22 protein-coding genes and 1 tRNA gene are annotated in these 25281 nt (G+C 45.5%); 6 read left to right on the top strand and 17 right to left on the bottom strand.

Annotation, left to right across the window (positions count from 1 at the left end):
* Window positions 1-34: 34 nt before the first annotated feature.
* From cobN to QUA83_RS13170, 4 genes are all read right to left on the bottom strand, one after another.
* Window positions 35-3940, bottom strand: a complete 3906-nt coding sequence (gene cobN, locus QUA83_RS13185; RefSeq protein WP_333293580.1) for a cobaltochelatase subunit CobN — start codon at window positions 3938-3940, stop codon at window positions 35-37.
* Between the two features lie 191 nt (window positions 3941-4131).
* Window positions 4132-4992, bottom strand: coding sequence for an EamA family transporter (locus QUA83_RS13180; protein ID WP_333293579.1), 861 nt, complete (start codon window positions 4990-4992; stop codon window positions 4132-4134).
* Window positions 4989-5726: an ABC transporter ATP-binding protein gene (locus QUA83_RS13175; RefSeq protein WP_333293578.1), complete on the bottom strand. Its 738-nt coding sequence runs from the start codon at window positions 5724-5726 to the stop codon at window positions 4989-4991. Before QUA83_RS13175 ends, QUA83_RS13180 begins: the two co-directional genes overlap by 4 nt.
* A gap of 264 nt (window positions 5727-5990) precedes the next feature.
* The gene (locus tag QUA83_RS13170) at window positions 5991-6803 is read right to left on the bottom strand and encodes an ABC transporter ATP-binding protein (protein ID WP_333293577.1); all 813 of its coding nucleotides are present in this window, start codon (window positions 6801-6803) and stop codon (window positions 5991-5993) included.
* Between the two features lie 202 nt (window positions 6804-7005).
* Here QUA83_RS13170 and QUA83_RS13165 point away from each other — a divergent pair, with 202 nt between their 5' ends.
* Both QUA83_RS13165 and QUA83_RS13160 read left to right on the top strand, forming a co-directional pair.
* Window positions 7006-7800: a Uma2 family endonuclease gene (locus QUA83_RS13165; protein WP_333293576.1), complete on the top strand. Its 795-nt coding sequence runs from the start codon at window positions 7006-7008 to the stop codon at window positions 7798-7800.
* Window positions 7801-7865: 65 nt separating this feature from the next.
* Window positions 7866-9734 carry a tetratricopeptide repeat protein gene (locus tag QUA83_RS13160; protein ID WP_333293575.1) on the top strand — a complete coding sequence of 623 codons (1869 nt, stop codon included), beginning with the start codon at window positions 7866-7868 and terminating at the stop codon, window positions 9732-9734.
* Window positions 9735-9928: 194 nt separating this feature from the next.
* Here the strand turns inward: QUA83_RS13160 and QUA83_RS13155 are convergent, their stop codons facing one another.
* Entirely contained in the window at window positions 9929-10564 is a 636-nt protein-coding gene (locus tag QUA83_RS13155) for a L,D-transpeptidase (protein WP_333293574.1), read from the bottom strand.
* A gap of 670 nt (window positions 10565-11234) precedes the next feature.
* On the opposite strand from QUA83_RS13155, the gene QUA83_RS13150 reads away from it, so the two are divergent.
* Window positions 11235-11735, top strand: coding sequence for an autotransporter (locus tag QUA83_RS13150; protein WP_333293573.1), 501 nt, complete (start codon window positions 11235-11237; stop codon window positions 11733-11735).
* Between the two features lie 312 nt (window positions 11736-12047).
* On the top strand, window positions 12048-13394 hold the full coding sequence (locus QUA83_RS13145) for a PQQ-dependent sugar dehydrogenase (RefSeq protein ID WP_333293572.1): 1347 nt from the start codon (window positions 12048-12050) through the stop codon (window positions 13392-13394).
* A 211-nt stretch (window positions 13395-13605) separates the two neighbouring features.
* Here QUA83_RS13145 and QUA83_RS13140 read toward each other — a convergent pair whose 3' ends face one another.
* The 4 genes from QUA83_RS13140 to QUA83_RS13125 all read right to left on the bottom strand — a co-directional run bounded on the left by QUA83_RS13140 (window position 13606) and on the right by QUA83_RS13125 (window position 16580).
* Window positions 13606-14172, bottom strand: coding sequence for a DUF924 family protein (locus tag QUA83_RS13140; RefSeq protein ID WP_333293571.1), 567 nt, complete (start codon window positions 14170-14172; stop codon window positions 13606-13608).
* A gap of 282 nt (window positions 14173-14454) precedes the next feature.
* Complete coding sequence (locus QUA83_RS13135) at window positions 14455-14811, bottom strand: peptidoglycan-binding domain-containing protein (protein WP_333293570.1); 357 nt, start codon at window positions 14809-14811, stop codon at window positions 14455-14457.
* Between the two features lie 130 nt (window positions 14812-14941).
* Complete coding sequence (locus QUA83_RS13130; protein WP_333293569.1) at window positions 14942-15580, bottom strand: ThiF family adenylyltransferase; 639 nt, start codon at window positions 15578-15580, stop codon at window positions 14942-14944.
* Window positions 15581-15734: 154 nt separating this feature from the next.
* Window positions 15735-16580 (bottom strand): hypothetical protein, encoded by an 846-nt coding sequence (locus tag QUA83_RS13125; RefSeq protein WP_333293568.1) that lies wholly within the window; start codon window positions 16578-16580, stop codon window positions 15735-15737.
* 135 nt (window positions 16581-16715) lie between these two features.
* Here QUA83_RS13125 and QUA83_RS13120 point away from each other — a divergent pair, with 135 nt between their 5' ends.
* Window positions 16716-17108, top strand: coding sequence for a DUF4189 domain-containing protein (locus QUA83_RS13120; protein ID WP_333293567.1), 393 nt, complete (start codon window positions 16716-16718; stop codon window positions 17106-17108).
* Window positions 17109-17252: 144 nt separating this feature from the next.
* On the opposite strand, the gene QUA83_RS13115 is transcribed toward QUA83_RS13120, so the two are convergent.
* Complete coding sequence (locus QUA83_RS13115; RefSeq protein WP_015174354.1) at window positions 17253-17594, bottom strand: hypothetical protein; 342 nt, start codon at window positions 17592-17594, stop codon at window positions 17253-17255.
* 472 nt (window positions 17595-18066) lie between these two features.
* Here QUA83_RS13115 and QUA83_RS13110 point away from each other — a divergent pair, with 472 nt between their 5' ends.
* The gene (locus QUA83_RS13110) at window positions 18067-18321 is read left to right on the top strand and encodes a DUF433 domain-containing protein (RefSeq protein WP_333053568.1); all 255 of its coding nucleotides are present in this window, start codon (window positions 18067-18069) and stop codon (window positions 18319-18321) included.
* Between the two features lie 73 nt (window positions 18322-18394).
* Here QUA83_RS13110 and QUA83_RS13105 read toward each other — a convergent pair whose 3' ends face one another.
* The 7 genes from QUA83_RS13105 to QUA83_RS13075 form a co-directional block, all read right to left on the bottom strand.
* Entirely contained in the window at window positions 18395-19588 is a 1194-nt protein-coding gene (locus tag QUA83_RS13105; RefSeq protein ID WP_333053567.1) for a hypothetical protein, read from the bottom strand.
* A gap of 63 nt (window positions 19589-19651) precedes the next feature.
* Window positions 19652-21091, bottom strand: a complete 1440-nt coding sequence (locus tag QUA83_RS13100) for a hypothetical protein (RefSeq protein WP_333293616.1) — start codon at window positions 21089-21091, stop codon at window positions 19652-19654.
* Between the two features lie 166 nt (window positions 21092-21257).
* On the bottom strand, window positions 21258-21740 hold the full coding sequence (locus QUA83_RS13095) for a hypothetical protein (protein WP_333293566.1): 483 nt from the start codon (window positions 21738-21740) through the stop codon (window positions 21258-21260).
* A gap of 588 nt (window positions 21741-22328) precedes the next feature.
* Window positions 22329-22529: a hypothetical protein gene (locus tag QUA83_RS13090; protein WP_333209070.1), complete on the bottom strand. Its 201-nt coding sequence runs from the start codon at window positions 22527-22529 to the stop codon at window positions 22329-22331.
* Window positions 22530-23198: 669 nt separating this feature from the next.
* A complete protein-coding gene (locus tag QUA83_RS13085; protein WP_333293565.1) occupies window positions 23199-24161 on the bottom strand; it encodes a GNAT family N-acetyltransferase in 963 nt (320 codons plus the stop codon).
* Between the two features lie 227 nt (window positions 24162-24388).
* A tRNA-Lys gene (locus QUA83_RS13080) sits at window positions 24389-24462 on the bottom strand.
* Window positions 24463-24640: 178 nt separating this feature from the next.
* Window positions 24641-25171, bottom strand: coding sequence for a Uma2 family endonuclease (locus QUA83_RS13075; RefSeq protein ID WP_333293564.1), 531 nt, complete (start codon window positions 25169-25171; stop codon window positions 24641-24643).
* Window positions 25172-25281: the final 110 nt, after the last annotated feature.

Here is a 25281-nt window from a genome sequence, read left to right as displayed (position 1 = left end):
TTCGTCTGCCGCCGCGATCGTGACTTTTGAGTATTTATGTATGGGATTCGATGACGGCTTCGGCTTGCAGGGCGATCGACCTCAATTTATCCAATGTATCCTGGTTCGCACTCTGCCACAACCCCCGCTGACGAGCTTCTAGCAATCTTTCCGCCATATCTCGAAGTGCCCAAGGATTGTTTTCTTGAATAAATGTCTGCACTTTCTCATCAAAAATGTAAGCCTCTGCCATTCCTTCATACATAAAATCCTCTACACAATTTGCCGTAGCATCGTAAGCAAACAAAAAATCAACAGTTGCTGCAATTTCAAAAGCACCTTTATAACCGTGTCGCATCGCACCTTCTATCCATTTGGGATTCACAGCCCTACTGCGATAAACCCGCGCAATTTCTTCCCGCAGTTGCCGCACTTTCGGATTTTCTGGAATTGAATTATCTCCGAAATAGGTTTCAGGATTTTTGCCTTGCAAATTGCGAATTGCGGCCGTCATTCCCCCTTGGAATTGATAATAATCATCCGAGTCGAGGATGTCGTGTTCGCGGTTGTCTTGGTTTTGCAGAACTATTTGCATTTGGCCGAGGCGTTGTTCAAATGCTTCGGGTGCAGAACATCCCCATTCACTCTGTTTAACTCCTGCTAAATCTCCCGGCAAATTTGAGGAACTAGAGGAGGTATAGGCGTAACTGCTCCAATTAATGTAAGCTTTTGCTAAATCGCTGTCGTCTGTCCAGTTTTGAGCTTCAATTATGCCTTGAAGTCCTGCGCCGTAAGCACCGGGTTTTGAGCCAAAGACTCGAAAGTGCGATCGCCCTTGCGCCTCTTCTCGACTCAAACCTGTAGATTCCCAATACAGAATCTCTTCCTTAACTTGTGCTGCTAAAGGGTTGTCTTCTGCCGATTCTTCTAAATCTGCCACAGCTTTTACCGCACTATCAAACAAATCAATTAAATTAAAAAAAGCATCGCGGAAAAAGCCAGAAATTCGCAAAGTAACATCAACGCGCGGCCGCCCCAAAACAGAAACTGGCAAGATTTCAAAATCTACAACCCGGCGCGAAGGGCCATCCCAAACTGGTTGAACTCCTATCAACGCCAAGGCTTCGGCGATGTCGTCTCCCCCCGTCCGCATGGTGGATGTTCCCCACACTGACAAACCCAAAGTTTTCGGATATTCGCCGTTTTCTTGGGTGTATCTTTCGATTAAAGTTTCTGCCGCAACTCTGCCAACTCTCCAGGCGGTTTCTGTGGGAATGGCGCGGATATCTACTGAGTAAAAATTGCGACCTGTGGGCAATACGTCTGGTCGGCCGCGAGTGGGCGCGCCGGATGCACCGCTTGGTATGTGCCGCCCATCTAGTCCGCGCAAAAGATTGCTAATTTCTTGGTTTGTTTGGAGGAGTGATGGTAAAAGATAGTTATTTATCCACTCTAATTCTTGTTGGGTGGCTTCTCCTATTTGGGAATTTGTGACCGCAGATGAACGCGGATTAACGCGGATGTTTTCGATTAATTTATCTACTAATTCAGCGGCTTTTTCTTCGAGTTCTGCTGTTAAATCGCCTGCTGTGCGGTGCTGAATTATCGACGTTGGATCGCAGGTTAAGGGGTCGAAATCGTAGCCTGAGTCTTCTGCTAGGGCGCGGGTTATGCCCGATCGCCCGTTGGTGGGATGGCGGGCGATCGCAATTATCAAATCGCGCAACTGTCTACCTTCGGGACACTGCCCGAAAATGTGCAATCCGTCGCGGATTTGGGATTCTTTGAGTTCGCAAAGATAGCCGTCTGTGCGGGTGATAAATTCTGTAAATTCCGATTTATTTAGTTGTATTCCTAAGTCTTTGTCTAAGTTTTCTTTGTTGGTGAGGGCGAGAATGCGATCGCGAATCATGGGCAATCTGGACGGATCTAAACTTTGGGCTTCGCAATACTCATCAATTAAGGTTTCCAACTGCTGCAAAGGCCCGTAGAGTTCGGCGCGAGTCATCGGCGGTGTCAGGTGGTCGATAATCACAGCTTGCGATCGTCTTTTTGCTTGGGAACCTTCCCCCGGATCGTTGACAATGAAGGGATAGAAATTCGGCATCGCCCCTAATGCTACTTCTGGATAACACTTGTTAGACAATGCTATACTTTTACCGGGAAGCCATTCTAAATTGCCGTGTTTTCCAGCATGAATTATAGCGTCAATTCCCCACTTTTCTCGCAGCCAATAATAGTAAGCCAGATAATTGTGAGTTGGTTCTAAGTCTGGGGCGTGATAATTTAACGCGGGGTCAAGTTCATATCCCCGCGATGGTTGAATTCCTACAAATACATTACCGAACTGAATCCCTGGAATCGGAAAAGACGTATTGTTACTTATAAAATCTTGTGCATAGCTTCCCGGAAGCCCCCATCTTTTACAAATCCCATCTTGCACTTCTTGCGGCAAACTAGCAAAATATCCTTCATATTCTGCTAAATCCAAAAATTGATGAACAGGCCGCAATTCGCGTCCTTCCGGGTCATTTGTCACGCCCGAAGTCAGGAGTTCAATTAACTCGTTGCCGCTAGCTGGGATGTTTTCAATTTGATAGCCAGCTTGCTGCATAGCTTTGAGGATTTCGACACAGCTAGCGGGCGTATCTAAGCCGACACCGTTGGCTAAGCGGGCGTTGCGGGTGGGGTAATTTGCCAGAATTATGGCGATGCGTCTGTTGGCGGCTGGGGTTTGTTTCATCTTCACCCAATTCGCGGTTAAATCTGCTACAAATGAAATGCGATCGCCCGCAGCGACATAACCCACTACATCTGTTTCTAATTCGCTGTTCCAAGTCTGTACCGCTTTAAAAGAAACAGCCCTAGTAATGATTTTTCCGTCTACTTCTGGCAATGCTACATTCATCGCCACATCGCGGGGCGAAAGTCCCTGAAGTTCCGTTTCCCACTGTTCCAAACCGCCGCCGCTGAAGATGGCTTGCAATACGGGAACGTCTAAGGATTTTAAGCTGTTTTGTTCCGGTTCTTGACTGCTGAAACCGGAGACTGCAAAACTTGTGGTGTTGAGCAATAATTGAATTGGTTCTGATTCTTTGGGCTGGAAATATTCCAGCAATTCTATTTGCAAATCTGGTTCCCGCAAAGAAGACACAAAGACGGGAACTGGTACTAAATTTCGCTCTGCTAGAGCTTGACAAAGTGCATCAATTGGTGCTAGGTTTCCTGATAAATAATGAGCGCGATAAAATAAGATTCCGACTTTAGCTAGAGCTGGTAAACCCGGAGATCCCCCCCAGCCCCCCTTAATAAGGGGGGAGCAAGAAGTTGTCAAAGTCCCCCTTCTTAAGGGGGATTTAGGGGGATCGGAATCTGGTTGGAAATTTTCAAAACACGCCCCCGCGCGTCCTCCCCATTCGTAAATTCCGACGCGGGAAACTGTTTGAGGTAGGGGCGGATTATAAGCAGTTTTCAGGCAAGTATCGGCAGCAAATTTGAGTGCGTTAACAAAGTTTTGGACTCCGCCTTCTGTAAAGTACCGCCAAAGTTGATTTACTGCTGATAGGGATACATTTGAATGGCTAATTAAATCGGGATCTGGACTGTCTTCTCCCGGCATTACAATCAGTGATGCGTTAGTTTTCTGCACAGTTTCTCGCAGGATTTCTAAGCCGTAAGACCAATAAGAACGCCCTCCTAACAGTCTTAAGATTATGACCTCTGCGCGCTCTAAAACTTCCTCGGCATAGGTGTCAATTGTTAATTGTTGCTGCAACTGAAGCAGGTTTACTGCGCGCACTTTGGGAAATTTTGTCGGCATTTTGGAGGCGGCGGCTGCGAGAGTTTGAATGTCGGTGTCAGCAGCACTAATAAATACTATTGGTGCGGGGGTTTGCTGAATAAAAATTACTCCTTCTGCTTGAGGGTTCCAACCTCCCGGTGTGGCGGCTATTTTGTGCATTAATTTTTTTTATGTTAATAAATAGTGAGAGAAAGTGCGATCGCCCTTACTATAACATGACTTATACATCAATAGAGGCGAGGGCCTGTTTCCCACCCGGACATTCCCGCCCAACCGAGAGAGAGCGGGCACGGGGGCACCGCCCCTACATTCAGGGGGAGAATGAGCGTCAAAGTCCCGGAAATCTCAACCTATAAACTGATAAATAAAACTCCCAAAATCATTATTCCCACCCCTAATAATCTTTCTTGAATATCTTTTTCCTTAAAAATGAAATGACCGAACAATACACCCATTAACAGGCTAGTACGCTTAATCGCGATCACTCGCACTACGAAAGTTAATGTCAAAGCTTGCATTTGAAAAATTATTCCAGTAGCATTGATAAACCCCATAGCAGCTAGCATTGGTAATTGTTTGAGAATTTGTCGCCCTGGATTTGGGGTTTTGTGCAATAAAACTGGTAGTAGCAAGACACTCATTGTACCAAACAAAGAGAATACCCAAAAAATAGGGTAGGAATTTGTAACTCCTATTTTGTCAAAATTTGCGGCAATACTCCATAGAAATGCGACGATTAACATCAATTTTGGCCCTGGTTCATGCACAAGTGCTTTGAATGGAGCTAAATATCCTTTAGATTTCTCTTTGATATTTAATAAATAAGAGCCTGCTACGATTAGTAAAATGCCAAGATAATCAAAAAGTGTGGGATATTCACCGACAATTAACGGTGAAGTTACCAACATGAATAATGGTGTCAAAGCTAGCAGCGGTAGTGTCAGGGATAAATCTGATACTTTGATGGCTTTGATGTAGAGGAGGGCTGTGACAGCGTTGATGCTACCTCCGATTAATAGGGCGAGCCAAAATTGAGAGTTTAATGGCGGAATTCCTGTATATAATACCCAGGGAAGCAAACAGATGACTGAAAAAAATGAGAGAGACCAAGCGACGACATATTCGTCACTTTTTTTGAGGTTTTGTTTGCCAAAAACGTCTTTGACGGCTTCAAAGAAAGCGGTCAAGATTCCAAAAATTAACCAAGTCAACCTAAATATGCGCTCCTGACTCGCTCGTCGTTTAGCAAATCCGCTCCTATACCTGTGAGGGTAACATTACCAGCTTCTAGTACGTAACCCCGATCGGCAATTTGCAGTGCTAAACTGGCGTTTTGTTCGACTAAGAGGATTGTAACGCCTGTGGAGCGGAGGTTTTGAATAATTGCAAAAATTTCTTTGACGATCGCAGGTGCTAAGCCTAAACTAGGCTCGTCTAATAATAGCAGCTTCGGGCGACTCATCAGAGCGCGGGCGATCGCCAACATTTGCTGTTCCCCGCCGCTGAGGGTTCCTGCTAGCTGGCGGCGTCTTTCTGCTAGGCGCGGAAATATCTCAAATTGGCGCTCTAAATCGGCTTTTACTGCCGCCGAGTCCGATCGAATATAGGCCCCCAATTCCAAGTTAGTTAACACCGTTTGCTGCGCCAAAACCCGCCGCCCTTCTGGGCTGTGGGCGATTCCCAATTTCACAACTTCGTGAGCTTGGCGGCGACTAATGTCGCGCCCGTTATAAATAATTTGTCCTTGTCGCAAATTAACTATTTTAGAAATAGCTCTCAATGTGGTACTTTTGCCCGCACCGTTGGCGCCGATGAGACTGACAACCTCGCCTGCATTAATCGTGAGATTAATATTTTGGATGGCTTGAATTCCGCCATAATTTACAGAAACATTTTTAAGTTCTAAGAGGATGTTTTGGGTGTTTTTGGATGGGCTGTCGTGCATTTTCTGTGACTTGATTGTTGATAACAAAACTGTCTCTTTTATAGCAGTCCGCCAGGAGTTGAAACCCCGGACTCATAGTTAAATTCATCTTAAGAGGACTGGCAGATTCATTTAAGGGTAACTATTAATTTTACTCGTTAATCGCTCCCAGGCAGAGCCTGGGAACGCATAGCGAGAGGCTCTGCCTCGATTTTTCCTGTTGCCAAACGAGGCCGACCCTGTAGATATCGCTTCCCCGCCCCAGCCGGGGAACATTTAGAATTTCTAAGTTTCATCTCCCAAATAAGCCTCAATTACCGCCGGGTCATTCCTCACAACAGCAGGTTCTCCCAAAGCAATAAGCTGACCGAAATGCAAGACAGCAATGCGATCGCACAATCCCATAACGAGCGGTACATGATGCTCGATCAATATTACAGTTAAATTGAATTGTTGGCGCACTTCGCGGATAAATTCGCTTAATTTGTGCTTTTCATTGGGATTCATCCCCGCAGCCGGTTCATCTAACAAGAGTATTTGCGGTTCTAAGGCTAAAGCGCGGGCAATTTCTAAGCGCCTCTGGTCGCCGTAGGGCAAGTTTTTCGCTTGTTCGCCCGCGCGATCGCCCAATCCGACTAAATCCAACAATTCTAAGGCTTTTCGCTGGGTTTTGCGTTCCATTGCGTTAGACGCTGGCAAGCCGAAAATCCCCGCCAGCAGCGATAAAGCTGGATTGCCCGATCGACTGTGGATGTGTCGGGCGATCGCCACATTTTCCACAGCAGAAAGTTCCCCAAACAACCGAATATTTTGAAATGTTCGGGCTATACCTTTATTAGCAATTTGATAAGGCTTCAATTGGGAAATATTTTCATTGTGATAAATCAGGTTGCCACTAGAAGCAGGTATCAGTCCAGTCATGAGATTAAATAGAGTTGTCTTGCCTGCGCCGTTAGGCCCGATTAATCCAAAAATTTCGTGTTTTTCAACTGTAAAAGATACGTTGTTTACAGCAATTAAACCGCCAAAGCGACGGGTTAATCCTTGTGCTTCTAAGATGGAATTGCTTTGGGAGAGGGGAACCGTTTCTAAAATCACAAAAAACTAGATAAAATCTGCAATACAATTATGCCTCACATTTGTATTTTAATAAATAGCCTCCTGCTTTAAAATCCTTTACTGATTACCAATTACCCATTATTAATTACTAGGCATCTAGCTGATTCAACGGAAAACCGCTATAATATTACAATTGCCGTACCGCTTCAATCTCCTCAAGCCGTCTCGCCTGGGTAATCTTATGACGATGTACGTACCGGATTCGCAGCCTTCGCAAACAAAAGTCCTCCCTACGATGTATGATTTACCCAGTGAAGACCCGGAGGAACCCGGTTTGCCTGACGAATTCCACGAGTTTCAACCCGAACTGCTGCGTTTAACCTGCCGCCCCGCCAACCATCCACCAGAACAAATATTTATAGCGACAGACCTCAATCTCTACTACGATTCTAGCCATCTCAATTGGTACAAAAGACCTGATTGGTTTGTCGTATTGGGGGCTCCGAGATTTTATCGAGGTGACGAATTGCGCCTCAGCTACGTGATGTGGCAAGAAAATGTCAGTCCTCTGGTAGTAGTGGAACTGCTGTCACCTGGAACTGAAGAGGAGGATTTAGGAATCACAGAAGAAGCACGAAATAAACCCCCTACTAAGTGGCGAGTTTACGAACAGATTTTGGAGATTCCTTACTACTTTGTTTTCAGTCGGTACAACAATCAACTGAGAGTATTTCATTTGATTGGCAATCGTTACCGCGAACAAGTTTTAACCGAGCCGCGATTCTGGATACCGGAATTAGAATTAGGTATAGGTTTGTGGGAAGGTTGTTATCAAGGTTGTTCGAGATTGTGGCTGCGTTGGTACGATGTCAGTGGCGATTGGGTTCTGACTCCAGAGGAGTTTGAAAGGCAGCGAGCTGAATTAGAAAGTCAGCGAGCCGAATTAGAAAGTCAGCGAGCTGAATTAGAAAGTCAGCGAGCAAACCGATTAGCCGATCGCCTCAGAGCAATGGGCATTAATCCAGATGAGCTGTAAAATTAAGTAGCAGCGCAAAATACTGTCTGCGGTGTCAATAAAAACTTATTAACTAAAAATAAATTATGCCAGAATCTACTTCATTGCGCGATCGCTACCTAGCCCTAATCGACAAAATTGTCGAAATCACCCTCAAAGGTCAAATTCGCTCCAAAGAACAAGTTTATCAAATGCTGGTGCAAGACATTAGTACCGGTACTGGCGAAATCTTTGAACGCTGTTTCGGCGAACGCCTTGATGCCGCCGAAAATCAACTCAGAAATGAAAAAGACGAAATCAAACAAGCAAAGGCAAATCGCAGCCTCAGAGCTCTCAAAACCATCCAAGGAGAATGGGAACGCTGGCAGAAAGATAACCGCGTCGATCGCGCAATTGCCTCCTCAATCCAACAAATAGTTAGTGCCGAATCTAACGCCCGCCTCTTGGCATTATTGCAAGTAATCGATCCGAATAAAGAACATCCGCTGACTCTGGCTCAATTGCAGCAATTGGCAAAATCTCTGCACCAACAAATGCTGCAAACTGCCAATCCCGAAACCGAACAAGATTTGCAGCAAATCACCGCCGGCATCGCTAAAGGTTTAGAATCTTGGCAGCGTTTGGAACCGGAACTTGTGGGCTGGATTTATCAGCCGCAGCAGCTAGGATTTGCTGGTAGTCCAGAACAAAATGGGCCTTGGGCTTTTTGGGCCAAAAAAGTTAACAGTCCCTTTCCCCATGCTCTTTTGAATACTATTGCGCTCGGTGAATCTCTAGTTCAATTCGCAGCCCAGCAATCGAGTTTAGATTTAGGCATATTGGTGGAAGTGGCGATTATTTTGCAGTGCTTGCAGCGGGCGTTGGCGACATGGTTTGACAAGCAAGTTTACGATTCCAAAGTGTCAACAAAAGCTTCAATTTCTACTTACATTACTTTTGCGGTAATTTGGAGTCAGCTAGCTAGTGGGTTTAATAATTCTACCAAGAGCGGAGAGCAGTTGGCAAATGCTTGTTTTCAAGTAACTTTGCAAATTTTGCGCGCTTTTTCTCAGCGAGAATATTTTCCGCTTTACGGGGGAATTTTTGCTTCGTTTGATGGTAAAGCTCTGCGGCATACTTTGGATTATTTAGATGAACCGCTGCGGCGAGTTGAAGGCACTCAAGCGAAAGCTCGGATTCTGACGCTTTTGGGTTATTCGATGCAGGCGGCTGGGGCCTACGAGCGATCGCTCTTGCTGCACAAACAAGCGCTGGAAATTGCCCGTACCGAAGGAGACAAAGCTTGCGAAGTTGCCAATCTCAATCACATCAGCCGCAACTATGTTGCTCAAAAAAATTATCAGGAAGCGATTAATTACAGCCAGCGGGCTTTAATTATGGCACGACAAGCGGGAGAGCGACAAGGCGAGGCAAATGCTCTGGCTAATTTGGGTTACAGTGAAGTGTTTCAAGCGCGGCAGTTGGAGGAGGTGGAACCGGAGGTTTACGAGAGTGCGATCGGTTATTTGGAACAAGGTTTGTTGCTATCGGAAAAATTGGGCGATCGCCAAAGTCAAGCTTTTTGTTCCAGCAGTCTTGGTATTGCTAAAATCGCCCTGGAAAATGCTGAAGGTGCGATCGAATATTTGCTCAAAGGTTGGCAAGCGGCTCAATTCTCAGGGGATTTATATTTGCAAGGTCTGAATTTGGCTTACTTGGCTCAAGCTTATTACAGAATCAACTCACTAGAAAAAGCGATATTTGCGGGCAGTTTGGGGATGTATACTTTGGAGCAAATTGGTGCGATGGAGTGGCGTCAATCGGCTGGCTTGTTGACTATTTTGCGGGGTCAAATGGGGGCTGAATCTTTTAAACAAGCTTTGGCTAAAAGTCGAGCGAATATCATTCCGGCGATCGGTGTTGATGGCTACGATTACATCCCGGAGTTGCTGGAAAAATATCAGCAATCTATTTAACTCTTTGTGGAACAGGCCGAAAAGCCTGTTGCTGAGAGGGGTGCAAAATGTAAGTTTTAACTCACCCAATAGCTGCATTATCAATAAGTCTTTCAGGGGCGGGCATGATGCCCAGCCCACAACCAAATTTAAGTCTTTGTGGAACAGGCATCTTGCCTGTTCATTTGTTTTTATGCACCCCAACCTCCAAATAACTAATGCTCAACTATCACCGGTGTGCCAACTGCGACTTTCTCAAATAAAGCCTGTGCGTCTTTGTCAAACATTCTGACACAACCGTGAGAAGCCGCCCCCCCGATCGACTCTGGATTCGGAGTACCATGAAAACCAATCACATTCTTGCCATCCGTCCAAAATCCCATCCACCTACTCCCTAATGGATTGTCTGGCCCAGCAGGAATAAGTTCTCCTGTCCAAGGATTTTGCCAAACAGGATCTTTGATCATTTGCATAACTTTAAAATTGCCAGTAGGAGTTTCCCAGCCGCCTTTTCCCACAGCAACCGGGAAACTGGTTTGCACCTTATTTTGTCGGTAAACATAGACGCGGCGTTCTCGCAATTTCAGGACTAAACGCACTTCCTCAATAGGATTTACTGGAGGCTTTGGTTCCTGGGGAATATAACGAAATGGTTCTCCCAAGGGTGGTAGTTCTGGGGTTCCGAGATTCGGCAATTGTGTCTCGGATGTGGGCCGCTGCGCTGCGATCGCACTATTACTTGAATTAGCCACCAATTCGGCAGTCGCCTGCTGCTGTAGGCCGACCGACAGCGCGGCTGCACTCAAGCTCAGTACAATTAACTTGTTAAACAACAATTTGCTCTTCACCATTGTTTTGTTCGCTAAACTCCTCACCAGCATTTCCTACAAAGTTCCTACCTAATTATCCGCCAACCGCACCCGATGAGCAAAATTTTGAGATGGCTTTTTGACGGCAACTGCGCTACACAGTTTTTAGTTGAAATTCCACCACTGGTAACTTGTAACTCAACACAAAGCTTAGGCAATAATACTAAAACCACAAGGTTTTTATAAGTGGCTCAGTGGAGTTACGCAATAGAATGTCGTGAGAAAACCCGGTTTATGCGTAAATATTGCCAGAAAATGATTAAATTTGACCTCCGACTAATTTGATTTTTTAGCAATGGCCGACTGGCGATCGAGTATTCAAACTATGGCGCTGCTGTATCCGGCAAGCACAATCTGTCTTTGGGTAGAGTTGCCCCCAGCAACAGTTAGGTGGGCGGAAAAAAACTGCAACGGTCGATCGAATAAACTCAATATATCACGGCAACACTCTAGAGATGCAAACCGCTGAACTTGTTGTAAATCGGGAACTTATGATGTAAAATTTAGTCTTTCAATACTTGTTCGATAATCTTTTTTTGAGATTGTCATAAATTTCCTACTCTGGGGATTAAACTGGATTAGGTATAGAAGTTGGGACTTTCGTGCAGCGGAAGCAAACCCGACCCTGAATAGCAGTTAATGTGAGGTTTCAATGCGTCTTCAGAACATCAAATTATTGACAGGTGCAACACTGTCGGTGGTAATTTCGGCGGTCTCAGTAAATCCTGCGATGGCTAACCCTGCAACTCAAATAGCCCAAACGCAGACCACCACAACAGCAAACTCTACAACCATTGTCGGTTTTGTCAAAAGTATTGTCGGCGATGTAGTAACTATTCGCGAAGAAAGCGCGCCGTACAGGACTCTCAGGGTTCAAAGATGCGTCCTGAGAATTATTGGCTTAGTACCGGGAATGAAAGTCAGAGCCACCGTCGCCGGATCTCAGATCCAAAATATCGCGGTGATCCCCGATTATAAGGTTGTAGCCACACCGGTTGCTCGTCCCGCAACCCCAGCACCTGCACCGCGTCCGGCTCCAGAACCGCCACCGCGTCCGGCTCCTCGTCCGGCTCCAGCTCCGGCTCCGATTCCGGCTCCCCGTCCAATTCCGGCTCCGGCTCCCCGTCCGGCTCCTGTGAGAGGACTTTGGTAGACCTAGGTTATACGATTTTAGATTTGAGATTTGAGATTTTCGATTGAAAATTGGCAATGACAATCAAGCAATTTGAGCCGGGGCCCCCGGAGTTATCAGTGGGGTCGCTTTCTTCAATCTAAATTCTACAATCTCAAATCTAAAATCGATTGACTGATCAAGCTCAAGGTTTGGATCACAGGTCTACAGTTGCATTGTTTTGTACAACTGGTATCAGTAAATGGAATTAAGCCACCGCGCCGGCGGTGGCTTAGCTGTTTAATAGCAGTTAGAATAATAGAATTGTCCAGCAATTGTGGAGAAATCGCTGCTATGTATTACCTGCGTTTCTTGCTGCTAATTCTGCTGTTGCCGATGATTGCGTGCGATCGAGCTACAGATGCGATCGCCCCGGCTGTGGGCGACAACGACCCCCTGTCGCAAATTCCCTCCCGTGCACCGCAGGCAAATGTTGGGACAAATCAAATTGTACCGACCAAACCGCTGTCGCCGCAGCCAATCCGCATTGTTGCAACTACTTTGCCACAGCCAGGAGCCAGCGAAAGCGCCTCAAAACCTCCTCAAGTAATACCGATTCCCGCATCGCCAGTGCTGCGAGTGCCTCCTGGCTTTGTCGTCAACGTTTTTGCTGACAATTTAGACGCTCCCCGATGGCTGGCTTTGACGCCGACAGGTGATGTTTTGGTAACAGAAACCAGGCAAAATCGGATTACACTGTTGCGAGATGCCAACGGCGATGGGGTTGCTGAGGTTCGCAAGACTTTTGCCAGTGCCCAAAACGGGTTAAATATTCCCTTTGGCATGGGTTTTGCCGATCGCTATTTTTTCCTCGGAAATACCGCTGAAGTCCGCCGATTTCCCTACACAAAAGGGCAGGAACAATTAACTGGTACTGGTCAAAAAATTGCCGATTTACCGGGCGGTGGCTACAACCAACACTGGACGCGAAATGTTGTGGTTTCCCCCGACAAGAGCAAGCTTTTCGTCTCAGTTGGATCGCAGTCTAATGCCGATGTCGAACCCCTGCCGAGGGCATCTGTTCAAGTGATGAATTTGGACGGCAAGAACCAGCAAATTTTTGCTTCCGGTTTGCGAAATCCGGTGGGATTGGATTTTCACCCAAAAACCAATCAACTGTACACCACAGTCAACGAACGCGACGGTTTGGGAGATGATTTGGTACCGGATTACTTGACCAGAATTCGTCAAGGCGAGTTTTACGGCTGGCCTTACACTTATTTTAAGCCGAATTTGCTCGACCCGCGCCACGCCAGAAATGGCAATAGCGATCGACCTGATTTAGCGGCTAAAACATTAATGCCAGACGTGCTGTTTCAGGCGCACTCGGCGGCTTTGGGACTTCAGTTTTACGACGGGAAAACGTTTCCCAAAAGATTCCTGAACGGGGCATTTGTGGCGTTTCGCGGCAGTTGGAACCGGAACGCTGGAACTGGTTATAAAATCGTGTTTGTACCTTTTAATGCGGCGAACGGACGCCCTCAAGGTTATTATGAGGATTTTCTGACTGGTTTTCTCACAGATCCGTCTGGCCCGAAAACTTGGGGGAGGCCGGTTGGTTTGCTGGTTTTACCTGATGGGAGTTTGCTGTTTACTGAGGAAGCGAACAACCGGATTTATCGGGTGCAGTATCGCCGCTGACGATTGGGCGATGGATAAATTCTTCACCCCCGTATACTTTTTGTTGAATCAAGAATTTATCTTCTTTTCTAATTTCAGGATTCAATTTGAGATGCGCTGGGTTGGGGCGGATTTTGTAGAGAGATTGTCTGCTGTTGGTTCTGATTGCGGCCTAAAACTGCCTCTACAAGCCTCCAATATATCAAAACGATCGAGATTGTGCGATCGCGCGTTAAAATCCCGAACCAGGTTGTTTGAGAAACTCCGCTTCTTCGGGGGTTGTTTCGCGTCCGAGAATTTGATTGCGGTGGGGAAATCTCCCAAAACGCTGGATTATTTCCAAATGCTGCATCGCGTATTCAATGAGTGAATCGCTGTCAGGTTCGCCGCTGAGTTGGCGAAATAGTTCGACTGATTTTTGCTGGTTTTCTAAGTTTTCGCTGTGTTGAAAAGGGAGATAAATAAACAATTTTTGTACAGTTAGCAATTCGCGATCGAAGTTATGATTAACAGCGTATTCGGCGGTGGCTAAAGCTTTGCTGTCTGTGGCGAATGCTTGGGGCGTTCCGCGAAACATATTGCGCGGAAATTGATCGAGCAGTATAATTAATGCTAGGCAGTTGTCGGGGGAATCTTGCCATGAGTCGAGTTGACCGGAGGCGGCTAGTTCGTATTGCTGCAGAAAGCCCGATCGCACTTGGGCATCAAAATCCGCATCTTTTTCAAACCATTTCTTGTGGACTTTGCCAAACTCAGGAGAGTGCGATCGACCAAACCAAAAATCTAAAATTTCATTCATTACCAATCTAGTTAGCCATTGATTATTGATGGCTATTTAGGTATCTGTAGTTGCACAAAATCTACTTGATGTGCAACTACAAATCCCAAGGATTAATTATTACCAAAGATGACTCCACCCAAACACAGGTACTTGCTTTCCGACGCTATCGAGGGTCGAGAAAAAAAATTAGATTACAGAGTTTAAGCTTCCAGATTCATCTGTTATCGAGTAAATCTAAAATCTAAAATCTAAAATCTAAAATCGACTGACTTAGGAACCTTTGTTGTCCGGTGCTTAAAGTTACAAACTAGCAAACAGTCTGTCCCAAGTTTTGCCTCCCACAACTCCGTCTACAGGAATATGAGCTTGCCGCTGAAATCTTTTAACTGCATCTTCGGTTGTCGGGCCGAAAACGCCATCAATTACGATCGGGTGTGCGGACAAGCCCCGCGCGTTCAACAACTTTTGCAGTTTCTTCACATCGTGCCCTTTCGAGCCACATTTTAAAATCCTTTTATGGTGTCTTACTACTGGTCGATGGCAATCATCAGTGTGGCAAACTGCGGAGCTCGCTGCATAGTTGGCTCTACTTGTGCCCGTCAGAACTAATAGACCGAGAATTGCTAGTAAATAATAAAAAGTCTGTGTTCCCGCCATACTTTCCCTGTTAATTTTCTCAAGCGTTTTTTGCAAGTTTGACGATTGTTTGAGAGTGAGAAACCGGGTTTCTGGGATGGGGGTATCCAATCTCGATTCACCGGGTTTCTGGCAACAGTCAACCGACATTCTACAATATAAGTGGCTTTACTGCAAAATCTCCGATCGTGCAAGTTAAATTTTGTTGCTGTTTGGTAGCAGCAAAGGTAACAATTACTTCGCAGGCAACTGCAACTGTCAGCATTACCAAGTTTCGCGCCAGCGGGTAATCGCAAACGTCATCATTCACCGCTGAAGGAACCCGATAGTGTTGGTTCCAAATTATTTCCGAGTAATCGGCAGCTAATCCGACGTGCACGCAGGGAAGGGAGGCACTCGCACAGTAATCCTTGACTGCTTGTCGCCCGACACTGTTATCAAAAGTATCGATGACTGTGGCGCTTTTGGCTAGCAGCCGATCGGCATTTGCGGGTGTCAATTCTTTTGAGTGCGCGTCAATGCTGACTCCCAAAGCGCGGTAGAGGTGGTTGGCGAGAATTTTGGCTTTGAATGCGCCGATGTCCGATCGATAATAGGGTTGAGTGGAAAGGTTGCGTTCCTCGATGCGATCGCGATCGATGACTTTTAACTGACAAAAGCCCGATCGCGCCAGACTTTCTGTAATATTCGCACCCAAAGCGCCCGCCCCGCAAACCGTTACCGGGAAATTTTTGATCTGCGACATCACGGCGGCACTTCTGTAAAGTTGTTCGTGAAAAAATATACTCATGGGCATTGGGCATTGGGCATTGGTTATTTCTTGATTATTTTTCATTATAAAAACCAGGCTCAACTAACAACTAACAACTAACAACTGACAACTGACAACTAACTATTAGATATTCCTTGATGCCCCATGCCCCATTCCCAATTCCCCATTCCCATTATCGATTTTCGACGACTCCAACCAATGATTGCAAGTCGAAGTCTTTGTCCAATCCGCTGAGACAAATCCCCGCACTCATAACTGTCAAGTCATTTTTGGCGATCGCAGAAGTGTGATGTTCTCCTGTTCCGCTAGTCCATTCAACCAACCAATAATTTTCGCGATCGAAAAAATCCCGCAATTCACCGCCGCCCATTTTTAACGCCCGCTGCAAGCGCTTTTCTTCCCGCACTTTCGGATCGAAATCTTTAATATTTCGGGACACCAATTCGTAAACTGTTCGCATTTCCGGCGTCATCCCTTTAAAGCGAACTTCTTGAGGCAAAATCACCTTTTTCAAAGCTGCTTTCAATTCCTCTGACGGCAGCGGATCGGCGCGCCTGTCAATCTCTTCAAACCACAAACAATGACCGTCCCAGCGCGCAACAATCGGCTCAAACTGCGAACCTTCTGTTACTAAATGCACTGGTACTGGTTTCGCAACACCCGTGCGCTGTTTAGCATCAGATTCGTTAACAGGATAAGCCAGCCACGTTTGCCCTTGCAGCACGTAAGCCAAGTGCAAGCGAACGGATACGAGCAGTTGCAAATACTCGGTCACTTGCGGCAAACTCGGCTCCTCAATTACCGCAGCAATTTTCTCATTAATCGGCCTAAAAATAGCCCATCCTTCAAATTTGCGCGGCTGCGGTTGAAAAGTATAAAGCATTGAGCTAACTCTTATCCGCACGCTTCCCCCGCGCACGCAGGGAGCCAGGAATTGGGTATCGAGTAGCTGCCCTTCTTGGGCAGCGAGTTGGCTGAGGATTTTGCGGATATCTGCCACTGAATTGACCTCCATCATCTTACTTTTTGTTACCGAAGACACTTTTAATTTAAGAAAATATAAAGATTCCTCAACACTATTGACAGAAATAAATCTCCTAATCTAATATTGAGCGAACCTCGCAACTTAACCTTGTAAATATCTTAAGTAAATATGCTGCAAAAGCTTTTTTCTAAGTGGGTTGTAGTCACAGCTTTGACACTCCCTCTTTTTGGCTCAGTCCAGGTTGCTAAAGCTCAGGACAGCTATGGAGCTACTGCTTATTCTCCGACTTCTGACGCCACTGGTATTAGTTGGGATCATGCTACAGAGCAAGAAGCACTAAACGCAGCAGTAGCCGTCTGCAATGAACAAAGCGGAGGTGCGAACGACTGCGAAGCGCTGACATCTAATAGTAATAATTGTGGAGCGATCGCAGTAGGCAAAGGAGGAGCCGGTGCGGGCTGGGGCGACGATAAAGCCGCAGCAGAAGCTCAAGCTCTCGCCGGTTGCAGCGAACTAGAGGGCGGCAGTTGTAAAGTGCAGCTTTCTGCTTGCAACAACTAATTAAACTGATAAAAATCGCTGGAACAGGTGTATATGTTGGCTGCTAAAACAGCTTAAAAAATAGTAAATGTATGGTGTGCAATGCACACCATACCAAATACAACTAAGCTAAAATTAGGGTACGCAATTCATACCCCTACGTAGTTAATCTCCTACTTCGGAAGTAACTGCATCAGGTGGCAGCAAACTTTCTAATCTATCTTTAGACCAGTATTCAGTAGGGTAAGCAAGTGCAATAATATCAGAGAGTCGAATCAGCCACGTAACTTGTCCGTAAGCATCGATATTTTCCGCCTGTTCGTTAGGGGGAACTATCACCAAAAGTTCCGCAAACTCCCCGAACAAATTAATCGGGATGCCACCGAAACTGCTATTATTTGTTTTAATCCAAACTTTGCTGCCTCGATCGAGAGCTTCTTGGAGTCGCTGGCAGAGCAAACTGGATTTTTTGACCTGGGATTTTTTGGCTTTCGACTTTTTTCCCATAGTTTTAAGAAGTTAAAGTAGTTGTATTGTGGGTTGCACAGTTCGTTAGACAGTGGATTGAGATTTAGTGCGATCCTCTTCGTTGGCGTAGCCCCCGTAGGGGAGGGCTTTCCTTCGGATCGCGAAAGCTAACGCTAAGGCGGTTTGGTATTGAAACGGACAAAACGAAAAAGGGATCTCGCCCCGTCGCTACCCCATTACTCTAGTCTATAAGAAAGTGCTGTACTGCGATCGTAATAACAATTTAATCGCAAAATCGCGAAATGACACCAGTTCCCAAAAAATGCGACTCTAGCCAAGCTTCAAACCCTTAATTCATCAGTGATTCCCAATCTAAAATCTAAAATCTAAAATCTAAAATGGTATGACCTACGGTGGCACTGTTACAAAGTCAGTCAACGATGCCCGTGTTTCTACTGTGTCCAAATGCAGTATAATCGGCGGAATCTTCCCCAATCGTTTAAGTAAAACAATGGACTGGCGAAACCTCCTTCATCCAAACCCGAAAGCTTCAACAAATCAACCAGCAGCACCAGAAACTCGATTATCTGTAGAATTTTTGCTAGGGATCTTTGCTGCGGGATGGACACAACAGCAAGTGTTAGAGAAATATCCTGCACTGACTTCGGAAAAGTTACGCGCTGCTTTGGCTGGTGCGGATTCCCAGTTAGTCTCATCCATCGCTAATCCAGAATTACAAGAAATTATTGCTCAAATTAGAGAATAATTTACAATGCTAACACCTGAAGGATGGCGGGTTTTTTTTCGTTTGCTGCTGAATGTCTGCGTATATAAAAGTTCTACTTGACACGATAATTCCAGGTTTTGATAGCTAAATCTATGAACCATCCTAAATTAAAGTCTGTCTCCTTTTGGTAAATTTCCCACCATTCCCTAGTAGTGCTATCAATAGGTGGAGTAATTCCTTTAAGGAGATACAAAAGTAAGAAAAAAGTATTATGATTATAACCTAGTGCAGCTTGCGTCAAGTACATATTAGGTTTACACCATTTTAACATTCCATGCCTAGTCATGCCTGAATATGTATTAGGTTGAGGTTGCTCTTTTAAGTTGATAGTATCTTTGGTACAAACAACCCATTCTATAGAAGAATTTGGAGAAAAAGGGTTGACTACTTTTTTCAAAACAAATCCAAATCGAGTTATCGGTGTTTTGGTATTTTTATTAACGGCTGTTGGCAACCAAAGAAATAAAACGATTCCGTTAGTAGTGTTAGTTATTTCTGCCACTTTTTTGTGATTCACTCCATCCCCTGTTCCATACAATATTTTTCTGTAAGTGGTACTAACCATTTCTTTTACTTTTGGCTGAGACAAAAGCAAAGTTCGCAACTTAAGAAAATCTGTATGATAGTCTGGTGGGAGCCTACCTACAAAATTGCGAGTAAAAGCAGGTAAACTGCTAAGATCTAAATTATGAGAGATTTCTGGCAACCCAAATACAGGGTAAGAAATTTCATAAATTTGACTTAATAGTTTAAATTGACCTGAATTATGGTGATTTTGTACAGCAAATTCCCAAAAACAAAAATCTTCTTCAAATTTTGAAGCTTCTTTGTCTGTGTAATTATCAGCGTGAAAACTAGGTGCGATTGCTATCATTTTCACTGGTAATGAATAGTCAATTTTATCCTCAAAGCATTTGTTGGTGATAATAGCTTTACGATACCGAGTGAGCTGGGAAACTAATCCTCGATCTTCTTCATTTTTCAACTCAATAATTATCGGCTGCTTTTCGGATTTGGTACAGCACAATAAATCGCATCGCTGCATTTTTACAGTATGCTGTCTTTTGATTTTAATTAGCGAGGGAAATATTTCATCAAATTTCTCATCTATATAATCTTCTAAATCCATCTCGGATTGAAACCTGATTTCACCACCAATATAAATTAACTTGCGATTAGCAGTTTTTACCCTCTCATTAAACCTTTTACCTTGGGTTGATAGATGTTTTGCTTTCAGGTATGGCACAGTAGCTATTCCATAAAGTGAGCATTGCCCGCCAGCTTAACTGACGAGCCATGCCCAATTATATCACTTGTCATCCCTCACAGGTAGCGACGTGTCGAGAATTTCCATCAACAATTCCAGCCGCGAAGGACGACTCAACATCGGCACTAAATTCGGCAACGAGTAATAATCCCCGGCAAACGTAAAGGTTTCCACCGATACTTGTTTGTCCTTCAATTGCTTCTGGACATATTGGCACCAAGAACCAACTCGCACAATCACAACATCAGGATTTACCCCCAAACTGCGGCAGTAATTCTGATAAGCATCTGCAAAATAAGGTGCAGCGTTTTCGCCTTCATCTGTCACCAGAATGAATTGCTCGACAACCTGCTTTTTAATTCGCATTGCTTCCACCGCGCAACCGCAACTTGTGCCGCCGCCACTGCGAATGTGCTTGAAAGCGCGTTCCCAGTCTGTCAATTCGCTGCCGTTTGCTTGCACTGGATACGGCATCGTGTCAAAGGCATAAACGAACAGTGCAGCGTCGGAAATGCCGGAAATCAAAGCAGCGAGACGCTTCCCGACTTCGATCGCACTTTCCATCGAACCAGACTTGTCAATCAACAAACCAGTTGCTTTCGCAATCTTGCCGCGCTTCTTCACCTGTTCGTTTGTCACCGCTTCCAGCTTCGCCGCCGTTGCTGCGTCGAAGTTCGCGCCCGCGCCCGCAACACTCGCTTTGTAAGCAGAAACCCGATCGCACTTTGCCGCTTCATCCAGCTTCGAGTCAATCAACTGCTTGACTTCCGGGTGATCCATCGCGCCGCGCGACTGAATCGATTTCAAATTGTTGATGACTTCCTGCGGCGACATCGAGTTAATCAGCGCGGCCAAAACTGTTGGCGTTAGCTGTCTGATCGCACCAACTGCGATCGTATACGGAATCTTGTACTCAACAATCAAATTCGCCTGTTCCGCAGGTGTCGCGGCCTTCGCCAACTGCTTCAAAACGAATGCCAGAGAGTCTTCCGGCGGCTTGTCTTTAAACAGGATAGCGTTAGCGCGATCGCTCGGCTTGACGTGCAGCGTTGCGTACAAATGCTTCATCGCCTTCCGGTTGCGGATGGCGGCGCGATCGAAAAACTGCGGATTCTTTTCCCGCGATTTCAGATAGCGAGTGACAGCAGTGCGCGCGCTGCGGGGCACCTTATTCTGGTGCCGCTTCATAAAGTCCACAATCCGCGAAACCTCGTAGGGAGGGAACTCTTGCAGCATCATAAAACCGGCATCTCGGTGTTCCGTCAGCGCCGAAGTTAGCAAGTTTCCGGCAAAAACTTCCTTGTGATCGCGCACGTCGCCGTGACGCTGATACCACACTGCTAAATGACCGTAAAAAATGGGGTCTAATTCGATAATTAACTTGTGAATTTCTGCTACTTTTTCTAATTGACGGTGCGGAGTTGTGAGCAGACTGTTGAGCATTTCCAAACGCAAATCGCGTTCTGCTGTATTCATATTCATTGGTGTCACCTAATATTTTGCACCTTGCGCCTTAGTCCGCCAGGGATTGAAATCCCTGGCTCAAAGCTTAAGTCCTCTTAAGAGGACTGAAATGCGTGTTTACAAATGTATTTTTTGTGATTAAAAACCAACAAAAACAAATATTTTTAGTCCTCTTTAGAGGACTTTAGCTATTAGATAGGGATTTCAATCCCTGGCGGACTATTTCGGAGTCGAGTGACTTCAAATCGGGTTCCATCCAGCTATTTCTGGCTTCCCATGACATCAGGCGATCCTGGGTGTAGTAGCGAAATGGTAAAGTGCGATCGGCATATTGTTTAATCAAACCGTTAGCCAGATGTACGATCGATTGATTTTGGCTTTCATCGGCGAGATACCGGCGAATAGTTCGCACCCAAAACAGTGTTAGCGTTTCGTGATACCCGCTGTTTTGTGTGGTTTCAATTCCTTGAACCGAGTTGTAACGTTGAATCCCATTGCGAATCGCATTGATTGCTTCTTGCTCCGAGTCATACAACAGATACCACAGAGCAACCGTTAAATGTGCTTCGTGCGTCCATTGACTTCGCGGCAAGCTGCCTTCTTGGAAGGCATGAATCAGACTGTCTATCTCCTTGGGCGATCGGTAAATTAGAGTTGTATTTTTCATAATTTAATTCTCCTCACCACTTTTATATCTAATATTTATAAATATGAGATGTTCCGCACAAGTTAGCAAAGCGTTTTGACTGTCCGATCGCTCTACCCCTGAGCTACAGCCCCTTAAACGGGGCTGGCAGGATTTGAACCTGCGACCAATCGATTAAAATGTGTGTATTCGCTTCACTCGTTAGGGTGCGGAACAAAATTTTTATAATCTCTAAACTAGAAATTTTTGACTTGTGATTATTCTAAATTGCTCAATTATTTTTGCTGTTTATAGCATTAAAAGTCACTCCACGCAAGTTAAGAAAGCCGTTGTTCATACGCAGGAGTAGAACCTACGACTTCTATTTTCAGAGAAATGCCCAATCAAGAGCTAGTATGTAGGCTTCCTTTGTTGGGGCGCGAAGTGGAACTTTTAAGCGCCGGATAGATATAAAAAATTCAGCTATAAAAGGCAGCGCACAAGTCAGAGAAGCTTTAGCCTCGCGGCAAGTAGGAATTGAACCTACAATTCGATTTTAAGTCGAACGTATCCAGTTTGTAAGCTTCTTTTGTTGGGGTGCGCTGCCTAATACGTGCTTTAAGTGAATTTCTAGCCGTAAACGGCTTCTGGGCGAACAATTAAATCGCCGCTGGGACGGCGATCGAGCACGTAAGACTCGAAGCGATCGCCCTTGACATCAAAATGATTTGCCAGACGTTCCTTAATAGCCTTGTCGCTCATTCCTGCCGCGATACCCAGTTGGTCTTCGGCCAGATCGTAGGAACGTCCTTCAAAACGAATGTGAACCATTACCGATACCTCCTAGAGCAATTTTGGATTTTGGATTAGTAGCTTATCTGCTCTCGACTTTGGCTTTTTGTGAGACTTAGCAAATTGCCAGTATCGGTAAAGATTCACGAAATCTGATAATCTTTACTGAAAGAAGCGCCGTTCTAAATGATAAGCTTGTTTGATTTTGCGGATTTCCTCAGCCTTTTTGGTTGATTGAAATCTGGCTGAACTTGTCTGTTCTGAATCCGCATGAAATTCGTTGAAATTAGACTGATTTCGTACAACATCTGACTCGCGCCGAGTCAGTTTGTAACCGAACAGTCTCGTATAAAGTAACAACATGACCATCGAGTCTATGTTACAAGACTTTCAAATTGATGTTCGTTGAAATTTTGAGCAATATTTAGTTGTCAAGGTTCAGAATTTGCACGAAAAATACAGGTTTTTGCTTGTCCTGCGCTTTCCATATTTATATACTACATACATACTACAGAGGTGTCAAGGGGGTAGCAAAAGTTTTTTTAGATCGGATATCTCGCACTATTGTCAGGAGCAGGCAAGATGCCTGTTCCACAAAGAATGAATTTGATTGTGGGGAGTAGGGGTTGGGCATCCTGCCCGCCCATAATTAGATAGGACTTAGGCACGGGTAGCCAGAAACCGGGTTGTTTCACCAAAAAATATCGATTAAACATCCTTAACATAGGAAATGCTGTTGCGAATATTGTGGAACCCAGCAGACTCGTAAAGTCCCATCGCACCTGATGAATTTTCAGCATCGACGCCGAGAATAGCAGTAGCGACACCGGCAGCTTTCAGTCGATGCAAACCAGCGAGCAACATCGCTCGTCCCAATCCCATTTTGCGGAAGCCGCGCCGAGTGCCGAGACAAGCAATCCAGCCTTCATTGCGCCCGGTACGATCGCACTCTTGCACACTAATCTCGCAGTAACAAAAACTGACAAATGTGCCGTCATCAGCAACAGCAATCAAGTCTAAATCATTTCTGTAATCGGGTTTAGCTAACTCGTGCTTAAATTTATCCACCGTTAAATCGTGATGATTCCAGTGATCGATAAACGACTGGTTGAACATTTCTACCCAACCTGCCGCATCCTGTTCGCCGGGGAACTGACGCAGGGCGAAACCTTCGGGGAAATGCGGTTCTGGGATCGGTTCAGAGAGCGATCGCGCCATTCGGCAAAAATAGCGATCAGCCTTAAAACCGCAACTAGCCAGCACAGAAATGCGATCGCAATCCTCAGCGCGCGCGTAGGTTCGCAGCTTCACGCGCCCGCCCCGCATCGCAGACACCTCGCGCATCCGCACTTCACCCCAGGCGATCGCGGCTGCTTCCACATCACCTCCGCGCGCGTCGGGGTGAACGCGAAACCACAGCCAACCGTCAATTACTTCCCCAGGCTCAGAAACCGACAACTGAGCAAAACCGATTAATTTTCCCTCCGCATCTTCCCAAAGGCGGATATCGCGGGCTACATCTAGGGACGGTTGGTTAAATTCTTGTTGTAGTTCCGAGATGGAAGTGCCTTCATCGAGCCGATCGACTTCTTCGCAAGTATTGATTAAATGGGCGATCGCAGTTAAATCGCGATCGCCCGCATAGCAGCGCGCCGAGAGATTGGCCATCATAGCTAATCACCATTTCCTGTGGTTATTCAGTTTAAAAATAGCTTGGGCGATCGCACTTTTATCGATCGGGCGGGTCGATTGACATTAAAAATCCGACCACGCAAACACTCACAGTAATCCAACCGCTACAGCCGTTGACTGCGATCCTGAGCGCCAAATGGGCAAAAAACTACATACTAGAGACAGTTTAAAGTCTCAAAGCCTTGTGAGTAGTATGTTATTTGGGATGGGAGTAGAAGGACTTGAACCTTCGACCTTGAGATTAAGAGTCACCTGCTCTAACCAACTGAGCTATACTCCCGCATCTAGGCTACTATAACACAACTGTTCTGAAAACTCAACTATTTTTGTATAAATTTGTGGCGATCGATCCCAATCACCCGAAAAGTCTCTCAACGGATACGCGAATGTCGGGAAATGCCAGCGGTAAGTAACCACACAAAATTAATTACATAAAGACTCCTTGCTAGGCAAGGGTTTCAGTAGAAATATTGTGTAATTAATTCTGCACACCTACTTATAACCGTTCCGGCCTCGATCTTTTGCTTTGTAGCGTACTCGCCATTCTGACGATAGCGAAACACGATCATTTGCTTAGCAGATAAATTTAAAACCCAATATTCTTGAATTTCGGCCGATGCATAAATGGCAGCTTTCAACTCTAAATCCTTCTTCAAGCTAGTTTGAGCAACCTCTACAATCCAAAAGATATCTTGAGGTTCCGGATGACGATCGTTGTAAGCAGACTCCGGCAATCGCACGATCGCAATATCTGGTTCTGGTTCAGAGTCTGATAGCGTAATCGGCCCGTTGAAGCGGACATCAGCTTTACCTGCGAGTAGTTCTTCGAGGTATTTAGTACCTCGTTTGGTTGTGTTGTAATGAATTGGGGTTTCTGGACTCATCTGGCAAACTTCACCGGCTAGCAACTCCACACGGCGATCGCGTAAAATCCCTGCTTCAATCATGCGGTGATAGTCGCCCACAGACCATTTAGCTAGCGTTTTCATTGCAGAATTGACGCATTTTCTTAAAAGAACAACGGCTCTCCTGAGTTTATGGTGTAAAATGTACCTACTAATACATTTACCGTTATGAGCTTCCATCTAGACTATCTATT

Origin of the sequence: Microcoleus sp. K1-B1 (assembly GCF_036704705.1) — a bacterium.
In the GTDB taxonomy this organism is placed as follows: domain Bacteria; phylum Cyanobacteriota; class Cyanobacteriia; order Cyanobacteriales; family Microcoleaceae; genus Microcoleus.
The sequence above is the reverse complement of the archived record's forward strand: the minus strand, read 5'-3'. Positions and strand labels throughout refer to the sequence as shown.